The following is a 24530-nucleotide window of genomic DNA, read 5'->3' on the forward strand; positions in this document are numbered from 1 at the left end:
CTTGCCCCGTAGTGCTCGGCCAAGGTTCGCCTATACCTTGGACTAACACCGGCTACCAGTCTGCCCCCAAAGGCACGTTCGGTGCAATGGGGACAACTCCCCATCGGCCCGTCCGACGGCCGGGAACGCCTCCCGGCGCGGGAAGCTCAGTCCAGGACCAAACCGGTGCCGCGGCCACGGCTGAGCAGAATCGGTCGGACGTCGCCGAAACCGCGGATGTTCTGCTCCGGCAGGGGCTGGCACACGTATCTGTCGTCGTCGGCCAGCGAAGCCGCCGTGACGTCGTCGACCAGCACCGTGCCGGGCTCCGCCAACGCAGTCAACCGCGCGGCCAAATTGACGGTGGGCCCGTAGATGTCGCCCAGTCGGGACAGGATCCGGCCCCAGACCATCGACACTCTGGCTTGCGGGAGCAACTCGTCGTCGTCGAAAGCCTGGGCCAAGGCGAGCGAGATCTCCGCGCCGGCCACCGGGGTCTCCGCGGTGTACAGGACTTCGTCGCCGATGGTCTTGATCAGCCGGCCGCCGCCCACCGAAATGATCTCCGCGCATTTGTTCTCGAAGCGCTGCACCAATTGGGCGAGCGTCTTTTCGTTCATCCGCCGGGACAGTGCGGTGTAGCTGACCAGATCCGCGAAACCGACGGCCCGGGCCAACGGCAACGGCGCATCGTCTTCGTCGCCGTCGCGGCCCTCTTCGCTCGCATCCAATCCGGACTGCGCCCGGACCGCCATCCGCTGCACTCCCGCGGCGAGCTGGCGCCGCCAGGCGTAGACCAGCATCTCCTGCAGCGGTTCGACCAGCTCGGGCAGGATCGTGACCAGTTCCTGCCTCGCCTGGGCATCGCTGAGCCCGCGGGCCGCCACCAGGTCCTCCACCATCGCTTCGACCTGCCAGACCACGATCCGATCGGTCATCTGGCCGACCGCGCGGGTGAGCGAAATCGCCGCATCCTCGGTCAGTTTGCCGGCCCGGACCAAGTCGATGATCCGGCGCAAGGCCACTTCGTCATTCGGGGTGAAGGCCTTGTCCGCATCACCGAGGTTGGGGAAACCCAGAGCGCGCCAGATCTTCCGGGCGGAGAGCAGTGAGACCCCCGCGGAGGCGGCCACCTCGCGCCGGTGCAAACTGCGCTCGCCGCCGAGCAATTGCGCCTCCAACGCCCGGACGTCGCGCCGCAGCGCGCTGGGCACCGCACCGTCCGGGGGCGTCTGTTCCGCGAGGCTCGGCACGGCGGCCGGTTCCTCGGCATCGGCCGGTGCGTCCTCCGGCCCGCTCAGATTCTGCGGCAGGAACGCATCGGCCGGCTCAGCGCCGGTATGGCTCGGTTCCAAAACGTTCCCCTCCTTCTGCTTCCCTGGTTCGTCCGGCGTCGCCGGCGAACGGATCAATCCGGTAGCGGTCGGCAGGACGCGGTTCACCCGGATACTGGCCTGCCGCCGGGCCAGAAGCCCGCGCATCATCGCCGAGCAGCGCCGAATGCGGCAGCTCCGCGATAGCCTCGAGCGCCAGGTTTTTGAACTTCAGTACTTCGGGCACGTCCCGGACCCGGACCGCGTCGTCGATCCCCGAAACCAAGGTTATATTCCCGGAGCGAAATATTCGCTGCAGGACGCCTTGGCGAACGCTGAGCGTTCGCACCGAGAACAACGGGATGTCCTGATGCCTGCGGACCAGGATCCCGCTGCGCAGCACCAACCGGCGGCTGGTGAGGATGTATTTGGTGGCCAGCCACTGCAGATACTTGCGAACCGGATAGAACAGCAGGATCACCAGCACCACGAGGCCCGCGAGCAGGCTCACCGTGGGCCGCCACGGTTCCCAGCCGGGAGCCCAACGGGCCCGACTCAACCAGGCGGACGCCACGCCCAAGACCGTGGGCAGCAGGATCATGACCACGGCCGGCCAGGCGAGCCGCTTGGCCTGCGGCCGGCTGAGCACGATCACCTGCTCGCCGGGCACCAGCCAATTACGCATAACCGATGCCTTGCACGTCAGCCCGGCGCAAGTGCACCACATCGGCTGCGGAAACCGCCACGCTGGTACCCTCGGGATCGGTGATCAGCAGCGCCCCCTGGGCATCGATTCCGCTGGCCCGGCCACAGCGGTAGCTGCCGTCCGGCAGCTCGGCGCGCACCTGTTGGCCCAGCGTGAGCATCATCGAAGCGACTTCTTGCGCCAACGCCGGGAAGCCTTCGGACTGGCGTTGCGGATTTCCGCCGGCCGCGACGAAACGCTGATAGCCGGCCGTGAAGCTCCGGACATATTCCTGCAACAGGATATTCCGGTCCAGAACCCGGCTTCCCTCGACCAGCAAGGAGGTCGAGGTTTCCGTGGGCAGCTCCGCCCGATCCTGCGAAACGTTGATCCCGGTGCCCAGGACCACCGCCGGATCCCGTCCGGGCAGCAGTACCAATTGCGCCAGGATGCCGCAGATCTTCTTGGCCTGGCCGGCCGCATCGACGGCGAGCACGTCGTTGGGCCACTTGATCCACGCGTCGACGCCGGCCGGCCGGAGCGTGCGGCAGACCGCGACCGCACTCAGCATGGAGAGCCAGGCCAAAGAGTCCACCGGAACCCCGCGCGGCCGGAGTACCAGGCTGATCGCCAGGGCGCCGCCTACCGGGGTCTTCCAGGGCCGCTCCAAACGGCCCTTGCCGGATTGCTGGGCTTCGACGGTGAGCAGGCTCAAATCCGGCCAGGCATCGGGGTCCGCGGTGGCTGCGGCCACCAGATCGGCATTAGTCGAACCGGTCTGCGCCGCCCATTCGAACCGGCCCAACGGGCCGCGCGGCGCAGTGAGTTCCGACCGCAGCCGTTCAGCGTCAAGGGCTTGCCGCGATTCCTGAGCCGGAAGATTCATGTTTCGATCCTATCTGGGCGCGGTTGTGGAGCTGCGGACCGGGCCGGCGCGGTGATGCGCTGCTCGGAGCACACCGCCCGGGCGTTGCACCGGAGACTCGGTGTCCGGGCGCGGTTTCAGGGTAAACCGGATATTGCGAATGCGTTACCGCCTAGTAACTTGCCATGATGTGCTTCGTATTTTTGTAGGTTTTCTACATCTGCCCCCCATCGACGACTGACTAAACTAGGGTTTGATTTAGAGGAAACAGCTAAATTCGAGTCGATCACGAGGCGGAACCGAACGCATGAGCCATGACCTGACCACCACCGCGGGCAAGATCGCCGATTTCCGTGATCGGATCGCGCAGGCGGCCCAGCCTTCAGGTCCGGAAGCGATCGAGAAACAGCACGCCCGGGGCAAGCACACCGCGCGCGAACGCATCGAGCTGTTGATGGACCCCGATTCGTTCGTCGAGTTCGACGCCTTGGCCGTGCACCGCTCCAGCGCCTTCGGGATGGAGAAGAAGAAGCCGCTCGGCGATGGTCTGGTCTCCGGCTACGGCACCGTGGACGGTCGTCTGGTCGCCGTCTACAGCCAGGATTTCTCGGTATACGGCGGATCGCTCAGCCAGGTCAACGGCGAGAAAATCGTCAAAGTCCAGGAATTCGCCTTGCGCAACGGCTGCCCGGTGGTCGGCATTCTGGACGGGGGCGGCGCCCGGATCCAGGAAGGCGTGGCCTCGCTGGCGATGTTCGCGGATATTTTCCGCAACAACGTGCATGCCTCGGGCGTAGTGCCGCAGATTTCGATCATCATGGGGCCTTCGGCCGGCGGTGCGGCCTACTCGCCCGCGCTCACCGATTACGTGGTGATGGTGGACAAGACCTCGCACATGTTCATCACCGGACCCGACGTGATCAAAACCGTCACCGGCGAAGACGTGGACATGGAGACGCTCGGCGGCGCGCGCCAGCACAATGCCACCACGGGCACGTCGACCTACTTGGCCGCGGACGAAACCGACGCCATCGAATTCGTCCGCGAGCTGCTCGATTTCCTGCCCTCGAACAACCTTTCCGAAGCCCCGCCCACCGAACACGACCAGGAACTCGAACTCGACGAGGCCGACCTCGCCTTGGACACGCTGATCCCGGATTCGGCGAATCAGCCCTACGACATGCGCACCCTGGTCGAAAGCATCGTCGACGACGGGCATTTCCTGGAGATGCAGTCGTTGTACGCGCCGAACGTGATGATCGGCTACGGCCGGGTCGAAGGGCAGACCGTGGGCGTGGTGGCGAACCAGCCGATGCAGTTCGCCGGAACACTGGACATCAACGCCTCGGAAAAAGCCGCGCGCTTCGTGCGGCACTGCGACGCCTTCAACATCCCGATCCTGACCTTGGTCGATGTGCCCGGGTTCCTGCCCGGAAAAGACCAGGAATTCCAGGGCATCATCCGCCGCGGCGCGAAGCTGCTCTACGCCTACGCCGAAGCCACGGTGCCCAAGTTGACCGTGATCACCCGCAAAGCCTACGGCGGCGCCTACATCGTGATGGGCTCGAAGAAACTCGGTGCCGACTTGAACCTGGCCTGGCCCACCGCGCAGATCGGCGTGATGGGAGCCCAGGGCGCGGTGAACATCCTGTACCGCCGGGAACTGGCAGCCGCCGACGACGCCGAAGCACTGCGCGCCGAGCTGATCCAGCAGTACGAAGAAGAATTGCTCAACCCGTACCAGGCCGCGCAACTCGGCTACGTCGACGCGGTGATCGCGCCTTCGGAGACCCGGTTGAAACTGATCCGCGGCTTGCGCGCATTGCGCGACAAGCGTGCCGCGCTGCCGGCCAAGAAACACGGGAACATTCCGCTATGATCCCCACCCGCCCATCCCAACCTTCGCTGCTTGAGGACACCCCCGATACGCCGCTGTTCCAGGTGGCGAAAGGCGATCCGGATGCCGTCGAACTCGCGGCGCTGACCGCCGTCGTACTCACTTTGGCCGGCGGCCCGGAGTCCGGATCCGACGACGACGCCGGCTCGGCGAGCTCCGGACGCAGCTGGGCTCGCCGCAATCGGTTGCGGTTGGCACCGGCCCCCGGCCCCGGGTCCTGGCGCCGCAGCGCCTGGCGCTAAGCAGACACCCCAACCGAGATACCGTTTCGGATAGCGTCTTGCGTTTCGGATAGCCGCTTGGCCGCCAAACGGCTATCCGAAAGCCGCCTGACTATCTCAAACCGGCGGTGCCGAATATGCTCGCAGTGTGACTGAGAACACCAAACCAACTCGCACCCCGTCCGCCATCGATGAAGCCGCCGAAGCATACAGCCGGCAGCTCTTCGACTTGCTCCCGGATCTCGCCACCACCCTTGGCATCCCGGGCCATGAAACCGAATACCACGACTACTCCCCCGTAGGACTGGCCGCCCTGCACGCGCTGGCCGAACAGACGCTGACCCAGCTCGCCACGCTGCAGCCCGTCGACGACGTCGACCGGGTGACCCTGGCCGCCATGCGTGAACGGCTCGGCCTGGAAATCGAGACGTATGAAACCGGCTGGACGCTAGCCGATCTGAACAACATCGCCTCACCGACCCAGGAGATCCGGGCGATCTTTGATCTGATGCCCACCGAGACCGCAGAACAATGGGGGCACATTGCGGGCCGGTTGGCCAACGTCCCAGCGGCGATCGGGGGATATCTCGAATCCCTCTCCGCGGCCCGGGCCGACGGCAAGGTCGCCGCCGCCCGGCAGGTCAAGATCGTCATCGAACAAGCCAATCGCTACGCCGAGGACGGCGGCTTCTTCGACCAGCTGGTTGCCGGCGCCGGAGTGGGAGACGAACTGCGCGGCGATCTGCACGAAGGTGCGGAAAAAGCCAAAGCCGGCTACCGCAAACTGGCCAACTTCCTGGAAACCGAGCTGCTCCCGACAGCGCCGGAGAAGGACGCCGTCGGACGCGAACGCTATGCGCTCGCCTCGCGCAGTTTCCTCGGCGCGACTGTGGACCTGGAAGAGACCTATCGCTGGGGCGTCGCCGAACTCGACCGGCTGATCGCCGAGCAGGAAGCGGTGGCCGAGCAGATCAAGCCCGGCGCAAGCATCGCCGAAGCCAAAGCGATCCTGAACCACGACCCGGCCCGCCAGCTGCACGGCACGGACGCCCTGCAGTCCTGGATGCAGGAGCTCTCCGATACTGCGGTGCGGGAACTCGCCGACGTTCATTTCGAGATCCCGGAAATCATGAAAAAGCTCGAGTGCATGATTGCACCGACCCAGGACGGCGGCGTCTACTACACCCCGCCCAGTGACGACTTCTCCCGTCCGGGCCGGATGTGGTGGTCCGTACCGGAAGGCGAAGACTCCTTCACCACGTGGGGCGAGGTCAGCACGGTTTACCACGAAGGCGTGCCCGGCCACCACTTACAGTGCGCCACGGCCGCGTACCAGAGCGGGTTGCTGAACATGTGGCGGCGAAACCTCTGCTGGGTCTCCGGGCACGGCGAAGGCTGGGCGCTGTACGCCGAACGGCTGATGGACGAACTCGGCTACCTCGCCGATCCGGGCGACAAAATGGGCATGCTGGACGGGCAACGCACCCGCGCCGCCCGGGTGGTCTTCGACATCGGCGTGCACCTGGAACTGGAAATCCCGGAACGCTGGGGCACCGGCACCTGGACCCCGGAAAGCGGTCGGGAGTTCCTGCAAGCCAATCTCGACATGTCCGAAGGCCAGCTCAACTTCGAGTACTTGCGCTACCTCGGCTGGCCGGGCCAGGCGCCGTCGTACAAGGTCGGCCAAAAGCTCTGGGAGGAAATCCGCGCCGAGCGGGAAAAGCGCGAAGGCGAGGCTTTCGACGTCAAGGCGTTCCACACTGAAGCACTGAACCTGGGCGGTCTGCCGCTGGATGTGCTCAAGCAGGCGCTGCTCGGCTAAGCCCCCCCGTCGAGTGGCCAGTTCTGCAGGCTTCGAAGCCCGAATAGGCTGCAGAACTGGCCACTCGACGTATCCCGAACGCGGAAACGTCATATTCCGCAATCACAGCTGGCATTCAGGAATCGCCCCGCCTACCGTTTCCTGGTGACTACCGCCCCGCATCGCATCGCACCCGGCCGGAGACTGCCCCGTTGGGCCTCGTCTTTCGGTTTCCAAATCATCGCCGCCCTGATCCTCGGATTGGTCCTGGGCCTGCTGGCCCGTTCGCTCGGCGCCAGCAAGTCCTCGCCGAACGGGCTCTCCAGCACCCTGGCCACACTCGGCAGCAACTACGTCTACCTGCTGCAAGCCGCCGTCGTGCCATTGGTGTTCACCGCGGTGGTCGGCTCCATCGCGAATCTGCGCCAGGTCTCCAACGCCGCACGGCTGGCCTGGAACACCCTGGTCTGGTTTGCGATCACCTCGTTCATCGCGGTGCTCATCGGCATCGCCTTGGGCGTGCTGTTCCAGCCGGGATCCGGTACCGGACAGCAGGCCCCCGCCGATTACAAAGGCAAGACCGGCGACTGGTGGTCCTTCCTGACCGGCCTGGTGCCGAAGAACTTCCTGGGCCTGGGCGCTTCGTCGTCCGTGTCCGACGGCGGCGCAGTCAGCACCTCGGTCAGCTTCAATGTCCTGCAGATCCTGGTCATCGCGATCGCGATCGGCATCGCCGCGCTGAAAGTCGGTGCCAAAGCCGAACCGTTCTTGAATTTCACGGCCTCGGCACTCGCCGTGATCCAGAAAGTACTCTGGTGGATCATCCGGCTGGCGCCCCTGGGCACCGTCGGGCTGATCGGCAACGCAGTGGTGAGCTACGGCTGGGACACCATCGGCTCCCTGGGCAAATTCACCGTCGCGATCTACCTCGGCTTGGCCTTGGTGCTCTTCGTGGTCTACCCGGTCCTGGTGCGCGGCCACGGCCTGAGCATCAAACAATATTTCTCCGGCGTCTGGCCCGCCGTGCAACTGGGCTTCGTCTCACGCTCCTCAGTGGGCACCATGCCGCTGACCCAGCGGGTCACCGAGCGCAATCTCGGTGTGCCCAGCGGTTACGCCTCGTTCGCGGTGCCGCTCGGTTCGACCACCAAGATGGACGGCTGCGCCGCGATTTATCCGGCCATATCGGCGATCTTCGTGGCGCAATTCTTCGGCATCAACCTGGACTTCGGGCAGTATCTGCTGATCGTGCTGGTCTCGGTTCTGGGCTCCGCAGCCACCGCCGGCACTACCGGGGCCGTGGTGATGCTCACCCTGACCTTGTCCACCCTGGGGCTGCCGTTGGCCGGCGTCGGCTTGCTGCTGGCGATCGATCCGATCCTGGACATGGGCCGCACCGCGGTCAACGTCGCAGGCCAGGCGCTGGTCCCGACTCTGGTGGCCAAACGCCAAGGCATCCTGGATCTGGCACTGTACAACGCACCACGCACCGGCACCCCGTTCGCGGATGACGACCGCAGCGACGAGGCCCGCAGCCACGCGGCCGAACCGGTGGCGCCCGGACACCAACAGTAACCGCACAGCCTGGACCCGGAAAATTTCCTAGGGCATCGCGGCGGCCCTGGGATACGCTGACTTGCGAGGTTTTCCACGTTCAAAGGGGCATCCATGATCATCGTCACCAGCAATGACGTTCCAGGCTACAAAATCGATGCGATTTTCGGCGAAGTGATGGGCTTGACCGTCCGGGCCAGGAACATCGGCGCGAACATCACCGCCGGCTTCCGCTCACTGGGCGGCGGTGAATTGCCGGAAATGACCAAGGCGCTCTACGAAAGCCGCCACGAAGTGATGAACCGGATGGTTGCGGAGGCCCAGCAAAAGGGTGCCAACGCGATCATCGCGATGCGATTCGACACTTCCGAGATGGGGCAGACCTGGACCGAGGTCTGCGCGTACGGAACCGCCGCCTATGTGATCCCGCTCGCCGAAGGCGAGCCCGGGGCAACCGGCCAATCCGCCTATCTGGCCGCGAACCCGCAGACACCGCAACAGCCGCAGGCTCCGGCCATGCCGCAGAACGTGCAACAAGCCTGGTGACTGCGCGATTGATCCTCGGCTCGGCCTCCCCGGCACGCACCGCGCTGCTCGGCCAGGCCGGGATCCAGCACACGGTCATGGTCTCCGCGGTGGACGAAGACGCGGCGACTGCGGCAGCCGGAGAGCCCAGCCCGCAGGAGACCGCCCTGCTCCTGGCCCGGGCCAAAGCCGAAGCCGTGTCCGCGCTGCCGGAGGCCGCCGGGGCCCTGGTCCTGGGCTGTGATTCGGTGTTCGAATTCGACGGCGTCGCGTACGGCAAACCGCATCTCGCCGCGGTGGCGAAGCAGCGGATCACCGAGCTGAGCGGCCGTTCCGGGGTGCTGCACACCGGGCACTGGCTGGTGGACAACCGCAGCGGCGTCGACGGTGCCGGCGTGGGTGCGCTGGCCTCGGCCACGGTGCATTTCGCCCCGATGTCCGAAGCCGAAATCGATGCTTATGTCGCCACCGGCGAACCGTTGGAGGTGGCCGGCTCGTTCACCATCGACAGTTTGGGCGGCGCGTTCGTCACCGGAGTCGACGGCGATCCGCACGCCGTCGTCGGCTTGTCGGTTTCGACGCTGCGCGAGCTGCTGGCGCAGCACGGGATGAGCATCACGGAGTTCTGGCCGCAGCCCGCAACCGTCGACTAAACAGGGCAGCGGTTTCTCCGTAGAAGCTCCAGAGGGCGTCCGCTTTTTGATCCGGTCCCGGTTGGTCGATGGCTTCGAACCGGCAGCGCACTCCGATTGATCTGGCGGATTTCCGGGCTTTTGTAGACTCTCTACAAAAAACCCGGGAATAACCCGCAGAATGGGCATGGTCCATGCGCGAGACCCTCCCAAAACCGATAGGCTCCAGGGTGAGAAGAAGGAGTCTTTGTGCCCACTATCACCAAGGTCTTGATCGCCAACCGCGGCGAAATCGCCGTCCGCGTCATCCGTGCCGCCCGGGACGAAGGCATCGCCTCGGTCGCGGTCTATGCCGAGCCTGACCGCGATGCCCTGCACGTCCGACTGGCCGATGAGGCGTGGGCCCTGGGTGGGCAGAGCGCCGCCGAATCGTATCTGGTGATGGACAAAATCCTCGACGCCGCACAGCGCTCCGGTGCCGATGCCGTGCACCCGGGTTACGGCTTCTTGTCGGAGAACGCCGAGTTCGCGCAACGGGTGATCGACGCCGGCCTGACCTGGATCGGCCCGTCGCCTGCCGCGATTTCGAAGTTGGGCGATAAAGTCCAGGCCCGGCACATCGCGGAAAAGGTCGGCGCGCCCTTGGTGCCGGGCACCAAGGACCCGGTGCAGAACACCCAGGAAGTCCTCGACTTCGCGGACGAATTCGGTCTCCCCTTGGCGATCAAGGCCGCCTACGGCGGCGGCGGACGCGGCATCAAAGTGGTCCGGGACCGGGCGGACATCGCGGAATCCTACGAATCCGCCGTGCGCGAGGCAGTAGCCGCCTTCGGCCGCGGCGAATGCTTCGTGGAACGCTTCCTGGACTCGCCCCGGCACGTGGAAACCCAGTGCCTGGCCGATGCGCATGGAAATGTCGTGGTGGTCTCCACCCGGGATTGCTCGTTGCAACGTCGGAACCAAAAGCTCGTCGAGGAGGCACCGGCGCCTTTCCTGAGCGAAGACCAGAACGCGCGCCTGTACGCCGCGTCCAAGGCCATCTTGAAAGAAGCCGAATACCAAGGCGCCGGAACCTGCGAGTTCCTGGTCGGCCAGGACGGGGTGATTTCGTTCCTCGAGGTGAACACCCGGCTGCAAGTGGAACACCCGGTCTCCGAAGAAGTCACCGGCCTGGACCTGGTCCGCGAACAGTTCCGGCTGGCGCGCGGCGAGGAGTTGGGTTACGGCGATCCGCAAGTACGCGGCCATTCGCTCGAGTTCCGGATCAACGGAGAGGATCCGGGACGGAATTTCATGCCCGCCCCGGGCACCGTGGAGACCCTGAAACTGCCCACCGGTCCGGGCGTCCGGGTGGATTCCGGGATCGAAGCCGGCGAGGTGATCGGCGGCAATTTCGACTCGATGCTGGCCAAGTTGATCATCACCGGAGCGACCCGGCAACAGGCGCTCGAACGTTCGCGCCGCGCCCTGGCCGAGATGGAGATCCTCGGCATGCCCACGGTGCTGCCGTTCCACCGCGCGGTGGTCAGCGATCCGGCTTTCACGAGCGAACCGTTCAGTGTGCACACCCGCTGGATCGAGACCGACTTCGTGAACGACCTGCCCGCCTTCGTGCCGGGTGCGCCAGCCGACACGGACGATGACGGCGAGCGGCAACGCGTCACGGTCGAGGTGGGCGGCAAACGGCTCGAGGTGGTCCTGCCTGCCACGCTGGCCGCGGCCGGACGCGCCTCGGCGGCCAAGGCCAAGCCCAAAAAATCGGGCCGGGCCCGGGGCGCGACCGCCAGCAATGCTGACGGCGATGCCCTGACTTCGCCGATGCAGGGCACCATCGTCAAGGTCGCGGTGGCCGATGGCGATGCGGTCGCCGAAGGCGATTTGATCGTGGTGCTCGAGGCGATGAAGATGGAACAGCCGCTCACCGCGCACCGGGCCGGCACGGTTCACGGCCTCTCCGCCTCAGCTGGCGACACGGTCTCCGCCGGATCGGTCATCGCCACCATCGAAGACTGACCCGACGCACCGGAAGCACTCCACCGACCCCGCGCCTTTTCCGGGGAAGTCGGCTAGCTGGACTGCGCCACCAGGTCGGCGTCCTTGGTCTCCTTGGACAGGTAGAGCGCAATCAGGGTCAGCACCGCCATCGAACTCAGATACACGCCGACCAGCCAGGTACTCCCCTGCGCTGCTTGCCACAGGGCCACCGCGATGAACGGGGCGACGGCGGCACCCAGAATGCTGGCGAGGTTGTAGCTCACCGCAGAACCGGTATAGCGCACATTGGTCGGGAAGAGTTCCGGTAGGAACGCGCCCATCGGGCCGAAGGTCAGCCCCATCAGGGTGAACCCGATGATCAGCCAGGCCATCGCACCGACGAAGCCGCCTGCCACCAAGGGCACGAAACAGAGCCCGAACAGGAAGATCAACCCGGTGACCACCAGAAGCGACTTGCGGCGCCCGTACTTTTCCGCCATCGGCCCGGCGACCAAGGTGAAGATGCCGAAGAACACCACGCCGATGATCAACATCAGCAGGAAGTCGTTGCGGCTGTAGCCCAGACCCGGCACGAAGGCTTCAATCGCGGTTTGGCTCATCGGTTTGCCGGCCTTCTCTGCCGCCGCCTTGGCCGCATCCAGGCTGGCGGCGGTGGTGCCGAAGGTCAGGGTGAAGGTCGTCATCAGGTAGAACAGCACATAGGTCGCCAGCATGATGAAGGTGCCGAGGATGACCTGCCACCAGCTGGTCCGGAAAACCCGGCCGATCGGAAGCTTGGAGACTTCGCCTTGGTCGACGACTTTTTGGAAGGCCGGCGTCTCCACCAATTTGAGCCGGACGTAGAGGCCGATCACCACCATCACCGCGCTGGCCAGGAACGGAATCCGCCAGCCCCAAGCCGCGAAAGCGTCCGCCGGCAACGTGACGTTGAGCACCAGGAACAACAGATTCGCCAGGATGAAACCGATCGGCGCGCCGAGCTGCGGGAAAGTGCCGTAGATCGCACGCTTGTTCCGCGGCGCGTTTTCCGTGGCCAGCAAGGCCGCACCGCTCCACTCGCCGCCCAGCGCCAAGCCCTGGGCGAAGCGGAATACCACGAGCAGGGCCGGGGCCCAGAATTCCCAGCCCGGCACCTGCGCGGTCGGCAGACAGCCGATCAGGAACGTCGCCACGCCCATGGTGAGCAGTGACGCGACCAAGGTCCCCTTGCGTCCGAACCGGTCGCCGAAGTGGCCGAACAGGATCGAGCCCAGTGGCCGGGCCACGAAGGCCACGCCGAACACCGCGAAGGAACTGAGCAGTTGCGTGACGTCGTCGGCATTGGGGAAGAACAGCTTGGGGAACACCAGAACTGCAGCGGTCGCGTAGACGTAAAAGTCGTAAAACTCGATCGAGGTTCCGATCAGACTTGCTACGATCACACGCCCTCGTGTGTTCGCCTGGGGTATTTCGGTTTTTGCTGTCGACATGGCTGCGAGCTTTCCACTAAAGACAGCCACGCGCTTATCGGACTCCCCCCGGAATCCATGCTGCGAGGCTGCCGCGTCCTCAATGATCTAGTCATCGTAGACCCGTGGGCACCGGAAACTTCCAACCCTCGGACGGCATGTCCATTATTTGGACGGCGCGGGCGGCGCTAGACCGCTACTTTGTCAGCCAGCAGCGAGGCGATGAACTCCAGGCTGAATCGGACGCCGTCCTGCTCTGCCATCTCCCGGGCGATCTCCCGCGAGCGTTCGCGGATCGCCGGCTGCTGCGCCGCAGCCAAAGCGGCGCGCAACTCGGCGGCAGTCACCTCGAATCCGTCGACCTTGGCCGCGACTCCGGCAGCGACCAGGGAGTCCGCATTCTGGAACTGGTCCACGGCTTGCGGCGCCGCGATCATCGGCACGCCCAAAGCGAGCCCCTCCCGCGAACCGCCCATCCCGGCGTGGGTGAGGAAAACGTCGGCCCGCTTCAGGATCGCCACTTGCGGCAGCCAATGATGCACTTCGACGTTCGCCGGTATCTCGCCCAGCTCCTCGACCGTGGTGAGCGGCCCGATCTGCAGCACCACATGCCATCCGGCCAGCCCGCCGAAAGCCTCCATGCACGCCCGGTAGAACGGAGCGTTCTGGGTCACAATGGAGCCGAGGGAAATCAGCATGAGTTTCTTGCCGGCCGGCGCGGCCCAGGCCAGCTCGCTCTGCGACGTGCTGATCGCAACGCCCGCAAAGTGGTAGACGCAGCGATCCAGTTTTTCCGGTTGCGGCTGCAAAGCCTCCGGAATGAACAACAGCGATTTCTTGGGCCGGGAATCGAAGCTGAACCGCTCGCTCCAGGCTTCGAGGCCGTATTCGCCCAACATCCGCCGTTGCGCCGCGCGCAACTCCGCGACCCGGGGATCGGCGAGGTCGACGCCGCCCATCTGCTGGAGCAGTTCTTGTTCGGCACCGTCCCAGAACGCGAACGCGGCTTCCAGGGCTATCGCCGGGATCCCCAGCTTTTCGGCGGAGAACCCGGCAACCGGTGCTCCCGTGTCATGGAGCACCAGGTCCGGCCGGTCGGTTTCCGGCCCGTTCCGTTTGCTGGCCCCGCCCAACCGCGGAAAAACACTGTCGTATTCGAGGAAGTCCGCCCCGGTGCTTTGCACGGCGTCCCGGAACGCGTCGCCCATCAGATAGCTGACCCGGTAGCCCGCACCCACCAAGCCCCGAATCACTTCCAGATGGGGGGGGTAGACATGGCCGGCTGCCGGCACCGAAGCCATCAGAATGTGCGGGGTGGATGCGCTGGCAGATTCAGTCATCGGTGGCTGCTCTTCGGTGGACTCCTGGGATTCGGTTTCTGGAATCTACCAACGACGACCGGCTCCGGAAGGCGATCTGCCATTTGGCTGCCCGGACCCTGCACCAAGGACTACCCGAAGGGGCAACCTGCCCCGGAGAACCGAACCCTGTTCAGAAGGTGCGCAGCGAAGCCGCCGCGGATTCGAACAGCCTGGACTTGATCGTGCCCAGGGTGTCCTGGTCTTTGCCCAGCAGCGAAGCCGCCAGTTCTTGCCCTGCGGCTGCCAGCTCGGTTTCGGAAACCGCCCGGTCCACGATTCCCCAATGCACCGCATCGGCACCGGAGATCCGCTGTCCGGTGACCATCGAGGCCACTGCCGCCTGCGGGGTCAGTTTCGCCTGGATCAGGGCTGTCATCCCGGGGGTGAAGGGGATCTTGATGTCGACTTCCGGGAAGCAGAAGTAGCCGCGGTCCACCCGCATGATCCGAAAGTCGTGGGCCAAAGCCAGCATGGCACCGGCGCCGAAGGCATGTCCGTTGACCAAGGCGACGGTCGGCACCGGCAAGGTGAGAAAGCGGGCCAACAACACCTGGACCCGGGCCGCATAGTCGTTGAACTGGTCCAGATGCTGCTGCACCCATTCCAGATCCAGGCCGTTCGAGAAGAACTTACCGGCACCGCTGGTCACCAGAACCGAGGAGTCGCTGCTGACGACTTCTTCGAGCGCGGCCTCGACGGCGGTGAGCCAGGCCTCGCTGAAACGGTTCTCATCGGTTCCCAAGGCCAGGAAAGCGATTCCGTCGCGGTGTGCCAAGATTTCCTGCATCAATGAAGTCCTTTCGGTGTCTGCCGGTTTTACATGTGCACGTGCAGCCGCCGCGCGGCTTCGGAGATCGAGCCGGACAACGACGGGTAAACCGTGAAGGTGTTGGCCAAATCGTCCACGTGCAATTTCTGCGTCACCGCGATGGCGATCGGGAAAATCAGTTCCGAGGCATTTGCGCCGACCACCACGCCGCCGATCACGGTGCCGGACCCCTTGCGGGCGATGATCTTGATGAACCCGTCTTTCGCATTGCGCATTTTCGCCCGGGCGTTGGTCTGCAGCGGCAGTTTGACCACATCGCCCTGGTACCTGCCGGACTCCAGATCCGCTTCCGAGATGCCCACCGAAGCGATTTCCGGCGAGGTGAAAATATTCGACGCCACCTGGGTCAGCTTGAGCGGGCGCAATCCGTCACCGAGCAGGTGCGCCATTGCGATCCTTCCCTGCATTGCGGCCACCGAGGCCAAAGCCAGCACCCCGGTGCAATCGCCGGCCGCGTAAATATGCGGTGCCGAGGTCCGGGAAACCCCGTCGACCTTGATGTGGCCCGACTCGGTGAGCGCCACCCCGGCGGCCTCCAGGCCGATGCCCTCGGTATTCGGAATCGAGCCGACGCAGACCAAGCAGTGCGTTCCGCTGATTTGGCGGCCGTCGGAAAGCGTGACCAGCACCCCGTCTTCGGTGCGTTCCACCGACTCGGCCCGGGATTGGGAAAGCACCGTCATGCCGCGGCGCTCGAAGACGTCCTCCAGCACTTCGGCGGCATCCGAGTCCTCACCGGGCAGCACCTGGTCGCGCGACGAAATCAAGGTCACCCGTGAGCCCAGGCCGTTGTAGGCCGAGGCGAATTCGGCCCCGGTGACCCCGGAACCCACCACGATCAGTTCGCGCGGGAGTTCGGTCAATCCGTAGATCTGCGCCCAGTTCAGGATCCGTTCGCCGTCCGGCTTCGCCGTCGGCAGCTCGCGCGGATGCGCGCCGACCGCGAGCAGGATCGCGTCCGCGGTGATCTGCTCGACGCCGTCTTCCGTGGTCACCTCGATCGTATGGTGGTCCAGCATGGTGCCTTGGCCGATGATGATCCGGACCCCTGCGTGCTCCAGGCCCGCTTTGATGTCCGCCGACTGTTCCCGGGCCAAGCCGAGCAGCCGGTCGTTGACCTGCTTCAGGTCCGCGCGCATCAACGGTACGCAGTCCCCGCCGTCGACGTCGAAGCGCACGCCGAGGTCGGTCGCGCCTTCGAAGCGGTTCATCACGTCTGCGGTCGCGATCAAGGTTTTCGACGGGACCACATCGGTCAGGACGGCGGAGCCGCCCAAACCATTGCGTTCGACGATCGTCACCTGGGCGCCCAGCGCCGCGGCCACCATCGCAGCTTCGTATCCGCCCGGGCCACCGCCAAGAATCGCCAGGGACGGAACATTCATATCGCTAGGTGTCGTCACAGTCCCCCATTCTCGCCTATCCGGTTGCCGCGACCAAGTGAGCCGAACCAAAGTCGGCGCCACCGGCCGGCCCGGATGTGCCCAGCGGCCGGGAACAGGTAAGTTTGCACCGTGAGCAATCTCAATCCAGACCTCGAACAGACCGATCCTTTCGCCCTCGCAGCGGCCGCCGCCGCCCAGATCGCGGAACAGACCGGCGTCGCGCAGCACGACGTGGCCCTGGTTCTCGGATCCGGCTGGGGCGAAGCCGCCGAATTGATCGGCGAGACCACCGCGACGCTGCAGGCGGGCGACATCGCCGGCTTCTCCGCTCCCGCAGTGGCCGGCCACGTGGGCACCATCCGCTCGGTGCTCACCGCCCAGGGCAAACGGGCTTTGGTGCTCGGCGCCAGGACGCATTACTACGAAGGCAAAGGCGTGCGCGCCGTGGTGCACGGCGTGCGGACCGCGGCTGCCGCCGGCGCCAAGACCCTGGTGCTCACCAACGGCTGCGGCGGGGTCAATCCCGATTGGCAGCCCGGCACCCCGGTCCTGATCAGCGACCACCTCAACCTCACCGCGGCCTCCCCTTTGGAAGGCGCCACCTTCGTCGATCTGACCGATCTGTACTCAGCCCGGTTGCGCGGCATCGCCAAGGCCGTCGATCCGAGCCTGGCGGAGGGCGTTTACGCCCAGTTCACCGGCCCGCACTACGAAACCCCGGCGGAAGTCCAGTACGCCAAACGGATCGGCGCCGATCTGATCGGCATGTCCACCGCGCTGGAGGCGATTGCCGCCCGGCATGCCGGCATGGAGGTCTTCGGCATCTCGCTGGTGACCAACCTGGCAGCCGGAATCTCCCCGGTGCCTTTGAGCCATGCCGAAGTGATCGAAGCCGGCCAGGCCGCGGGCCCGCGGATTTCCAAGCTGCTCGCCGAGATCATCGGCAAGCTCTGAGCCATCGGAACCGGCCGGCAGCGAACCAAGCGAACATCCAGCCCCCGCAGCACCTTGACCGAACGGTAGGTTGAACCCATGAGCCCGATCAGCCCAGAGTTGCTCGCCCGTGCCCGCGATTGGGCGGCCAGCGACCCGGATCCAGCCACCGCGGCAGAACTCGACGCGTTGCTCGAAGCGGCAGTGCTCGAGGACGCCGACGCTGATGCCGCCGTGATCGCCCAGGCCCGGCAGGAACTGGCCGACGCCTTCAGTGGCACCTTGCAATTCGGCACCGCAGGATTGCGTGCCGCCCTGGGACCTGGCCCCAATCGGATGAACCGGGTCGTGGTTCGCCGGGCTGCCGCCGGTTTCGCCGCATTCTTGCTGGACACCGCTGCAGCGGCGTCGGAACCGTACCGGCCGCGCACCGTCGTCGGCTTCGATGCACGGCACAATTCCGATGTCTTCGCCCGGGAAACCGCCGCGATCCTCACCGCGGCCGGAATCGAAACCTTTCTGATGCCCGCGGCGCTGCCCACTCCGTTGCTGGCTTTCGCGGTACGCGCGCTCGGTTGCGAAGGCGGGGTCATGGTGACCGCCAGCCACAACCCGCCGCAGGACAACGGCTACAAGGTGTACCTGGGCGGCCGTGCGGTGGACGACGCAGGCCGGGGCGCCCAGATCGTCGCGCCCTTCGACACGCTGATCGCCGAACGGATCGCGGCGGTCGGACCGCTCGAGTCGATTCCGCTGGCCGAATCCGGCTGGGCCGCGGTGGCCCCGGAAATCATCGCGGCCTACCGGCAGGGCCTGGTCGAGCTGCTGCAGCCGGCCCAGTTCCCCGCCCGCGACCTGAACATCGTGTTAACCCCGATGCACGGAGTGGGTGGCGAAACCGCGGTCCAGGTCCTGCAGGCCGGCGGCTTCGCCGAGGTGCTGCTGGTCGCCGCCCAAGCAACCCCGGATCCGAGCTTCCCGACGGTGTCCTTCCCCAACCCGGAGGAACCGGGGGCGCTCGACCTGGCCTTGCAGACCGCATCGGAAGTCGACGCCGACCTGGTGATCGCGAACGACCCCGACGCCGATCGCGCGGCGGTTGCTGCGCTCGATCCGCTCACCGGGCAATGGCGGATGCTCCGCGGCGACGAAGTGGGCGCACTGCTCGGCGCGCACCTGGTGGCCCGGGCCGGCACGGAGTCCGGTGAAGCACCGCGCGGGGTCTTCGCGAACTCGATCGTCTCCTCCCGGTTGCTGGCGAAAATCGCCGCCGCCAACGGCTTCGCGCACGTGGAAACGCTCACCGGGTTCAAATGGATTTCCCGGGTGCCCGGCTTGGACTACGGCTACGAGGAGGCTCTGGGCTATTGCGTAGCGCCCGGCCTGGTCCGGGACAAAGACGGGATTTCCGCGGCTTTGCTGATCGCCGAGCTGGCCGCGCAGGCCAAAGCCGAGGGCCGGACGCTGTTCGACGTGCTGGACGATCTGGCCGCCCGCTTCGGCTTGCACGTTTCGGACCAGCTCAGCGTGCGGGTCGCGGACTTGGGCCTGCTGGGCGCGATGATGAACCGGTTGCGGGAGCACGGGCCGGACAGCTTCGGCGGCTCTCCGGTGGAGACCGCAGTTGACCTCGCGATCGGCTCGGATCAGCTGCCGCCCACCGACGGCTTGCTCTACCTGACCAAGGACAACACCCGGGTGATCATCCGGCCCAGCGGCACCGAGCCGAAGCTGAAGTGCTACCTCGAGGTGATCGTGCCGGTGGACTCGGCAGCTGATCTCGCCGAAGCCAGGCAGCAGGCCCGGACCGCCTTGGACGCGGTGCTGGAAGACGTCCGGGAAGCCCTGGGCCTCTGAGCCGGCGGCCGCGCCCGGCCCGATCGCGGATCCGCGGCGGCAAACATCTGGAAGAATGAACCCATGACCGAGAACATTGCCAGCTTCATCGACCACACCCTGCTCAAGCCGGAAGCTTCGGAGGCCGATGTGCTCCGGGTCTGCGCCGAAGCCGTGCAATACGGTTTCAAGTCGGTGTGCGTCAACCCGGTCTGGGTCAAAACCGTGCACCGGGCGCTGCGCGAATCCGCAGTCCTGACCTGCTCGGTCGTCGGCTTCCCGCTCGGCGCCACGCCCACCGACGTCAAAGTCTTCGAAGCCCGCGGCGCGACCCTGGACGGCGCGGACGAAGTCGACATGGTGCTCAACATCGCCAATGCCCGGGCCGGCGACCACGGCGCGCTCGTGGACGACATTGCCGCGGTGGCCGAGGCTGTGCATGCCGGCGGTGCGATCCTGAAGGTGATCATCGAGACCTCGCTGCTCGACGACGAGCAGAAGGTACTGGCCTGCCGGGCCGCAGTCGAGGCCGGTGCCGACTTCGTGAAAACCTCCACCGGCTTCAACGGCGGCGGCGCGACTGCGGCCGACGTCGAGCTGATGCGGGCCACCGTCGGACCATCGGTGGGGGTCAAAGCCTCGGGTGGCGTCCGCAGCCGGGAAGACGCCGAGAGCATGATCGCGGCCGGCGCGAACCGGATCGGGGCAAGTTCCGGCATCGCGATCGTCGGCGGCGGCACCGGTGCCAGTTCGTACTGATCCGTCCTGCGGCGATGCCGATTTGGCTTTAGAATTGTTCCGACCCCGAACCCAGGAGGAAACCATGTCCGGTAACGAACCCGAGCGCGAAAACAGTTTGACCCAATCGGTGATCCTTTTCATCGTCTTCTTCGCCATTTTCCTCGGTGGCGTTTTCGCCTTCTCCTTCGGCAGCCTGCACAATGTCTGGCCGTTCGCGATCGGTATCGCCTTGTTCTTCCTCTCAGTCTGGATTCCGCAGACCTTCATGGGCCGCTCGGACACCGGAAGCGATGCTGAAGTCGCCACGGAGCACCGCAAGCCGGTACGCGGCCACTGATCTCCCGATCCCGGGCCGGGCCACGGAATCCGGGAAACCTTCGAGCCGGCGAGGCAGCACCATGCATTTCGATCTCATCGTGATCGGCTCCGGGTCCGGCAACAGCATTTTGACGCCGGACTGGCAGGGCAAAAAAGTCGCCATCGTCGAAGCCGGGGTCTTCGGCGGCACCTGTCTGAATATGGGCTGCATCCCGACCAAGATGTACGTCTACCCGTCGCTGCTGGCCTGGCAGGCCGGCGTCGAAGGGCCTCCGCTGGGCGTGCGCACCCGGTTCGACGGTGTGCAATGGGCCCAGCTCCGGGACCGCATCTTCGGTCGGATCGACCCGATCTCCGCCGGTGGACGCGATTACCGCGCCAATGCTGAACACGTCACCCTGATCGAGGAGCGGGTCCGGTTCACCGGCCCCAAAACCCTGGTCACGGACCGCGGTTCGGTGCTCACCGCGGAGCAGATCGTGATCGCCGCAGGCTCCGCAGCGCAACTTCCGCAGGTCCCCGGAATCGAGCTGCCACAAGTGCACACCTCGGACACCGTGATGCGGATCGATGACCTGCCGGAGCGGGTGCTGGTGGTCGGCGGCGGAGTGGTGGCCGCCGAGTTCGCCTCGCTGTTCGCCGGATTCGGCGCCGCGGTCACCCAGCTGGTCCGCGGAAATGCCTTGTTGCGGGCCAAAGACCGGATCGTCTCGGAGAAGTTCACCGAAGCCGCCCGGCAGCAGTGGCGGCTGGAGACCGGACAGGAATTGCACTCGATCGCGGCAAGCAACGGGCCGGACGGAGCCGGCCGGGCGGTCCGTGTGCGGACCGCCCGGCAAACCGGCGGTCCCGGGCTCGAGGAGGACTTCGATCTGGTGCTGGTCGCGATCGGACGCAAGGCCGCAACTGCGGGCTTGGACGTCGCTGCAGCCGGATTCGATACCGGTCCGAGCGGGATTCTGCTGGTCGACGAATTCCAGCGCGTGCTCAGTGCCGGGCAACCGGTCCCCGGCGTGTGGGCGCTGGGCGATATCGCCAACGATTACCAGCTCAAACACGTGGCCAACCACGAGGCCCGGATCGTCGCGCACAATGCGGCGCATCCGGACGACCTGCGTGCCGCCAACCACCGGGCAGTGCCCGAGGCGGTGTTTTCTTATCCGCAGATCGCGACGGTCGGCATGACCGGCACCGAGGCCGCCGCCCATGCGGCCGAGAGCGGAGTCGAGGTCGTCGAATACGTCCAGGACTTCGGCGGCACCGCCTACGGTTGGGCGATGGAAGACCGCACCTCGGTGGCCAAGGTGATCGCCGAACGCGGCTCCCGGCGCTTGCTCGGGGCGCATATCGTGGGCCCCGAGGCTTCGATGCTGATCCAGCCCCTGGTCCAGGCCCTGGCGTTCGGCACCGATCTGCGCGAGTTCAGCCGCGGCCAGTACTGGATCCATCCGGCGCTGACCGAAGTGGTCGAAAACGCGGTCCTCGGACTGGATTTGGCGAGCCGCTCCGACGATCCGCTCTAACCGCGCCAACCCCACCCAGGCCCGTCCAATTGCCCGGTTCGGTGGGCACAGACATCTGTGCCCACCGATGCTCCGGATTGGACGGGCCTGGTGCGGCCGTGCATTTGCGGGCTGCGAATTGGTCCGCGACGGCGCCGCACCGATACGGCTTGAAGGCCGGCGGCAATACCGGGATACTCTCTCCAAGAGTCTTGCGCCAATGCGTCGGCCAGGGGAACCGGGCCGCTGCGGGCACTCGCAACTACAAGGAGGTAGTCGGTGCATTCATCCGTCCAGAAACCGGGCTCGGCGTCCGGGCAGCAGAAGAATCGCGGGCTCCGGCAAGTCGTCGCCGCCTCGATGGCCGGCACGGTGGTCGAATGGTACGAATTCTTCCTCTACGCCACGGCTGCGACCCTGGTCTTCGGAAAGGTCTTCTTCCCGGATACCGGGAATGAGCTGGACGGGATCATCAAAGCCTTCCTGACCTACGCCGTCGGCTTCGTGGCCAGACCGATCGGCGGCATCGTGTTCGGCCATTTCGGCGACAAGTACGGCCGCAAGCACTTGCTGCAGCTCGCGATCATCCTGGTCGGGGCGACCACCTTTTTGATGGGCTGCCTGCCCAGCTTCGCCCAGGCCGGATACCTGGCACCGATTCTGCTGGTGGTCCTGCGCTTCCTCCAGGGGTTCGCCGTGGGCGGCGAATGGGGCGGCGCGGTGCTTCTGGTCGCGGAGCACTCCCCGGACAAGGAACGGGGATTCTGGTCCAGCTGGCCGCAAGCCGCAGTCCCGGCAGGGAATCTGCTGGCCACCGTGGTACTGCTGGTGCTCTCCTGGGCGCTCTCCCCCGAGGCGTTCCTGTCCTGGGGCTGGCGAATCGGCTTCTGGCTCTCCGTGGTGATCGTAGTGATCGGCTACTACATCCGGTCCCGGATCACCGATGCGCCGATTTTCCAAGAGGCCAAGCGGGAGCTGGAACAGAACAAGAGCGCCGGCTATGGGGTCGTCGAGGTCTTCCGCCGATACCCCCGGGGCGTGTTCACCGCCATGGGGCTGCGGGTGGGCGAAAACATCCTTTATTACATGGTGGTCACCTTCTCGATCACCTATTTGAAGACGCAGCTGAAAATGGACACCTCGGTGATCCTGGTGCTATTGCTGGGCGCGCACCTGCTGCAGTTCGTGGTCGTGCCGATCGTCGGGCGGTTGACCGACCGCGTGGGCCGGCGGCCGCTCTACGCGCTCGGCGCCGTGCTGATGATCGTTTGGGCTTTCGCGAGCTTCCCGTTGTTCGACACGAAGAACAACGGGATCATCCTGCTCACCGTCTGCCTCGGTCTGCTGGTGCACTCGTTGATGTACGCCGGGCAGCCGGCGATCATGGCGGAGATGTTCCCCACCCGGATGCGCTATTCGGGGGTGTCCCTGGGCTATCAGGTGACCTCGATCGTGGCCGGCTCGCTCGCCCCCGTGATTGCGGCCTCGCTCCTGGACCGGTTCGGCTCCTGGGTCCCGGTTGCGATCTACATGACGGTGGCTGCGGCGATCACTTTGGTGGCCGTCTACTTCTTGCGGGAGACCCGGGGCAGCTCGCTGCAGGAGCTGGACGAATTGGACCGGCAGCGGCATCCGGCCTGACCGTCCCCGGCCAGGTCCGCCCCGTTTCCGGCGCGTTGCTGCGCCCCGGCGGAAGCCCTTAGAGTGAGGGCATCAACGACGATCGAGGGAGCTTCTGATGGCGGTATATGCGTGGATCGGGCTGGGCAACATGGGCGGGCCGATGACCCGGAACCTGGTCGAGGCGGGGCATTCGGTCCGCGGCGTGGATCTCGACCCGGGTGCCCGTGCCGCTGCCGCAGCGGGCGGCGTCCAGATTGCCGGGTCGGTGGCCCAGGCCGTCGAAGGCGCCGATGCGGTGTTCACCATGTTGCCCAAGGGCGAGCACGTCCGGGCGGTTTTCGCCGAGGTACTGGCCGCGGCAGATCCTTCAGCCCTGCTGCTGGACAGCTCCACGGTGGACATCGAGACGTCGAAACACTGCCATGAATCGGCGGCCGCGGCCGGATTCCGATTCGTCGACGCCCCGGTCTCCGGTGGGATCAGCGGTGCGGCGGCGGCCAGCCTGTGTTTCATGCTCGGCGGCGAGGCCGATGCGGTCCAGGCCGCGGCCGGATTCGTGGAACCGATGTCCGGGAAGACCATTGCAGCCGGTGGGCCGACCGCCGGCATCGCGGCGAAAATCTGCAACAACATGATGTTGTTCATCGACTTGATGGCGGCCTCCGAGGGTTCGCAGCTGGCCGAGCACCTCGGCTTGGACCCGCAGGTCTTCTGGGAGATCGCCTCAGTTTCCTCCGGACGGTCTTGGGCCCAGCAGACCTGGTATCCGGTACCGGACGTCGTGCCGAGTTCGGCGGCGAACCACAACTTCGAGGCCACCTTCCGCGTGGATTTGGCCCGCAAGGACATCGGCCTGGCCCTCGAGGCGGGTGAGCGCACCGGAGTGAAGCTGCCCGCGGCCGAATTGGCCCGGGGGCATTTCGATGCGCTGATCGCCGAAGGCCTCGCGGACAAAGACTGCTCGCTCATGGTCAAACAGGTATCCCCCGACGGCACGGTGCGCGGCTACACGCCCTGAGCATGCGTTGCCCCGGAAGCACCGTCCGCGGATCGTGTTTTCCGGACCGCTGAGCGGCCCATTCCACAG

21 protein-coding genes and 1 pseudogene are annotated in these 24530 nt (G+C 65.9%); 15 read left to right on the plus strand and 7 right to left on the minus strand.

Annotated features, from left to right (window positions below; all coding sequences use genetic code 11):
- Nucleotides 1-146: 146 nt before the first annotated feature.
- From JOE69_RS06090 to JOE69_RS06100, 3 genes are all read right to left on the minus strand, one after another.
- Entirely contained in the window at nt 147-1232 is a 1086-nt protein-coding gene (locus JOE69_RS06090; protein ID WP_309801185.1) for an adenylate/guanylate cyclase domain-containing protein, read from the minus strand.
- Between the two features lie 76 nt (nt 1233-1308).
- Nucleotides 1309-1977, minus strand: coding sequence for a PH domain-containing protein (locus JOE69_RS06095; RefSeq protein ID WP_309796973.1), 669 nt, complete (start codon nt 1975-1977; stop codon nt 1309-1311).
- Nucleotides 1970-2863 (minus strand): biotin--[acetyl-CoA-carboxylase] ligase, encoded by an 894-nt coding sequence (locus JOE69_RS06100; RefSeq protein WP_309796975.1) that lies wholly within the window; start codon nt 2861-2863, stop codon nt 1970-1972. The genes JOE69_RS06095 and JOE69_RS06100 overlap by 8 nt, the downstream gene beginning before the upstream one ends.
- A gap of 286 nt (nt 2864-3149) precedes the next feature.
- Between JOE69_RS06100 and JOE69_RS06105 the strand changes: the two genes are divergently transcribed.
- The 8 genes and pseudogenes from JOE69_RS06105 to JOE69_RS06140 all read left to right on the plus strand — a co-directional run bounded on the left by JOE69_RS06105 (nt 3150) and on the right by JOE69_RS06140 (nt 11485).
- On the plus strand, nt 3150-4721 hold the full coding sequence (locus JOE69_RS06105; RefSeq protein WP_296363965.1) for an acyl-CoA carboxylase subunit beta: 1572 nt from the start codon (nt 3150-3152) through the stop codon (nt 4719-4721).
- Complete coding sequence (locus JOE69_RS06110) at nt 4718-4981, plus strand: acyl-CoA carboxylase subunit epsilon (protein WP_309796978.1); 264 nt, start codon at nt 4718-4720, stop codon at nt 4979-4981. The genes JOE69_RS06105 and JOE69_RS06110 overlap by 4 nt, the downstream gene beginning before the upstream one ends.
- Nucleotides 4982-5108: 127 nt before the next feature.
- A complete protein-coding gene (locus JOE69_RS06115) occupies nt 5109-6782 on the plus strand; it encodes a DUF885 domain-containing protein (protein ID WP_309796980.1) in 1674 nt (557 codons plus the stop codon).
- Nucleotides 6783-6926: 144 nt separating this feature from the next.
- The gene (locus JOE69_RS06120; protein WP_309796981.1) at nt 6927-8336 is read left to right on the plus strand and encodes a dicarboxylate/amino acid:cation symporter; all 1410 of its coding nucleotides are present in this window, start codon (nt 6927-6929) and stop codon (nt 8334-8336) included.
- 93 nt (nt 8337-8429) lie between these two features.
- Nucleotides 8430-8861: a YbjQ family protein gene (locus tag JOE69_RS06125; RefSeq protein WP_296363961.1), complete on the plus strand. Its 432-nt coding sequence runs from the start codon at nt 8430-8432 to the stop codon at nt 8859-8861.
- Nucleotides 8858-9493 (plus strand): Maf family protein, encoded by a 636-nt coding sequence (locus JOE69_RS06130; protein WP_374709677.1) that lies wholly within the window; start codon nt 8858-8860, stop codon nt 9491-9493. Before JOE69_RS06125 ends, JOE69_RS06130 begins: the two co-directional genes overlap by 4 nt.
- 1 nt (nt 9494) lies before the next feature.
- A pseudogene (locus JOE69_RS06135) lies at nt 9495-9593 on the plus strand (DUF779 domain-containing protein); the annotation flags it as partial.
- 128 nt (nt 9594-9721) lie between these two features.
- Entirely contained in the window at nt 9722-11485 is a 1764-nt protein-coding gene (locus tag JOE69_RS06140) for an acetyl/propionyl/methylcrotonyl-CoA carboxylase subunit alpha (protein WP_309796984.1), read from the plus strand.
- A gap of 53 nt (nt 11486-11538) precedes the next feature.
- Here the strand turns inward: JOE69_RS06140 and JOE69_RS06145 are convergent, their stop codons facing one another.
- From JOE69_RS06145 to JOE69_RS06160, 4 genes are all read right to left on the minus strand, one after another.
- On the minus strand, nt 11539-12936 hold the full coding sequence (locus JOE69_RS06145) for an MFS transporter (protein ID WP_296363959.1): 1398 nt from the start codon (nt 12934-12936) through the stop codon (nt 11539-11541).
- A gap of 167 nt (nt 12937-13103) precedes the next feature.
- Nucleotides 13104-14255 (minus strand): nucleotide disphospho-sugar-binding domain-containing protein, encoded by a 1152-nt coding sequence (locus JOE69_RS06150; RefSeq protein WP_309796986.1) that lies wholly within the window; start codon nt 14253-14255, stop codon nt 13104-13106.
- A gap of 151 nt (nt 14256-14406) precedes the next feature.
- Nucleotides 14407-15063, minus strand: coding sequence for an enoyl-CoA hydratase-related protein (locus JOE69_RS06155; RefSeq protein ID WP_309796988.1), 657 nt, complete (start codon nt 15061-15063; stop codon nt 14407-14409).
- Nucleotides 15064-15092: 29 nt separating this feature from the next.
- Nucleotides 15093-16490 (minus strand): NAD(P)H-quinone dehydrogenase, encoded by a 1398-nt coding sequence (locus JOE69_RS06160; RefSeq protein ID WP_374709678.1) that lies wholly within the window; start codon nt 16488-16490, stop codon nt 15093-15095.
- A 129-nt stretch (nt 16491-16619) separates the two neighbouring features.
- Here JOE69_RS06160 and JOE69_RS06165 point away from each other — a divergent pair, with 129 nt between their 5' ends.
- From JOE69_RS06165 to JOE69_RS06195, 7 genes are all read left to right on the plus strand, one after another.
- On the plus strand, nt 16620-17444 hold the full coding sequence (locus tag JOE69_RS06165) for a purine-nucleoside phosphorylase (protein ID WP_309796992.1): 825 nt from the start codon (nt 16620-16622) through the stop codon (nt 17442-17444).
- A gap of 78 nt (nt 17445-17522) precedes the next feature.
- The gene (locus JOE69_RS06170; protein ID WP_309796994.1) at nt 17523-19280 is read left to right on the plus strand and encodes a phospho-sugar mutase; all 1758 of its coding nucleotides are present in this window, start codon (nt 17523-17525) and stop codon (nt 19278-19280) included.
- Between the two features lie 63 nt (nt 19281-19343).
- Entirely contained in the window at nt 19344-20018 is a 675-nt protein-coding gene (gene deoC / locus JOE69_RS06175) for a deoxyribose-phosphate aldolase (protein ID WP_309796996.1), read from the plus strand.
- Nucleotides 20019-20082: 64 nt separating this feature from the next.
- Nucleotides 20083-20337 (plus strand): hypothetical protein, encoded by a 255-nt coding sequence (locus tag JOE69_RS06180; protein WP_309796998.1) that lies wholly within the window; start codon nt 20083-20085, stop codon nt 20335-20337.
- A gap of 61 nt (nt 20338-20398) precedes the next feature.
- Entirely contained in the window at nt 20399-21841 is a 1443-nt protein-coding gene (locus JOE69_RS06185) for a mycothione reductase (protein WP_309797000.1), read from the plus strand.
- 258 nt (nt 21842-22099) lie between these two features.
- Nucleotides 22100-23461: an MFS transporter gene (locus tag JOE69_RS06190; protein ID WP_309797002.1), complete on the plus strand. Its 1362-nt coding sequence runs from the start codon at nt 22100-22102 to the stop codon at nt 23459-23461.
- A gap of 97 nt (nt 23462-23558) precedes the next feature.
- Nucleotides 23559-24461, plus strand: a complete 903-nt coding sequence (locus JOE69_RS06195; RefSeq protein WP_296363948.1) for an NAD(P)-dependent oxidoreductase — start codon at nt 23559-23561, stop codon at nt 24459-24461.
- The last annotated feature ends 69 nt before the right edge of the window (nt 24462-24530 follow it).

It is taken from the genome of Arthrobacter russicus (assembly GCF_031454135.1).
GTDB classification, from domain to species: domain Bacteria; phylum Actinomycetota; class Actinomycetes; order Actinomycetales; family Micrococcaceae; genus Renibacterium; species Renibacterium russicum.

What these genes read in the sequence shown, in the direction of transcription:
- JOE69_RS06095 (WP_309796973.1), bottom strand. Translation starts at nt 1,977, where the DNA reads ATGCGTAATTGGCTGGTGCCCGGCGAGCAGGTGATCGTGCTCAGCCGG.
- JOE69_RS06100 (WP_309796975.1), bottom strand. Translation starts at nt 2,863, where the DNA reads ATGAATCTTCCGGCTCAGGAATCGCGGCAAGCCCTTGACGCTGAACGG.
- JOE69_RS06105 (WP_296363965.1), top strand. Translation starts at nt 3,150, where the DNA reads ATGAGCCATGACCTGACCACCACCGCGGGCAAGATCGCCGATTTCCGT.
- JOE69_RS06110 (WP_309796978.1), top strand. Translation starts at nt 4,718, where the DNA reads ATGATCCCCACCCGCCCATCCCAACCTTCGCTGCTTGAGGACACCCCC.
- JOE69_RS06125 (WP_296363961.1), top strand. Translation starts at nt 8,430, where the DNA reads ATGATCATCGTCACCAGCAATGACGTTCCAGGCTACAAAATCGATGCG.
- JOE69_RS06145 (WP_296363959.1), bottom strand. Translation starts at nt 12,936, where the DNA reads ATGTCGACAGCAAAAACCGAAATACCCCAGGCGAACACACGAGGGCGT.
- JOE69_RS06150 (WP_309796986.1), bottom strand. Translation starts at nt 14,255, where the DNA reads ATGACTGAATCTGCCAGCGCATCCACCCCGCACATTCTGATGGCTTCG.
- JOE69_RS06155 (WP_309796988.1), bottom strand. Translation starts at nt 15,063, where the DNA reads ATGCAGGAAATCTTGGCACACCGCGACGGAATCGCTTTCCTGGCCTTG.
- JOE69_RS06160 (WP_374709678.1), bottom strand. Translation starts at nt 16,490, where the DNA reads ATGAATGTTCCGTCCCTGGCGATTCTTGGCGGTGGCCCGGGCGGATAC.
- JOE69_RS06170 (WP_309796994.1), top strand. Translation starts at nt 17,523, where the DNA reads ATGAGCCCGATCAGCCCAGAGTTGCTCGCCCGTGCCCGCGATTGGGCG.
- deoC (WP_309796996.1), top strand. Translation starts at nt 19,344, where the DNA reads ATGACCGAGAACATTGCCAGCTTCATCGACCACACCCTGCTCAAGCCG.
- JOE69_RS06180 (WP_309796998.1), top strand. Translation starts at nt 20,083, where the DNA reads ATGTCCGGTAACGAACCCGAGCGCGAAAACAGTTTGACCCAATCGGTG.
- JOE69_RS06185 (WP_309797000.1), top strand. Translation starts at nt 20,399, where the DNA reads ATGCATTTCGATCTCATCGTGATCGGCTCCGGGTCCGGCAACAGCATT.
- JOE69_RS06195 (WP_296363948.1), top strand. Translation starts at nt 23,559, where the DNA reads ATGGCGGTATATGCGTGGATCGGGCTGGGCAACATGGGCGGGCCGATG.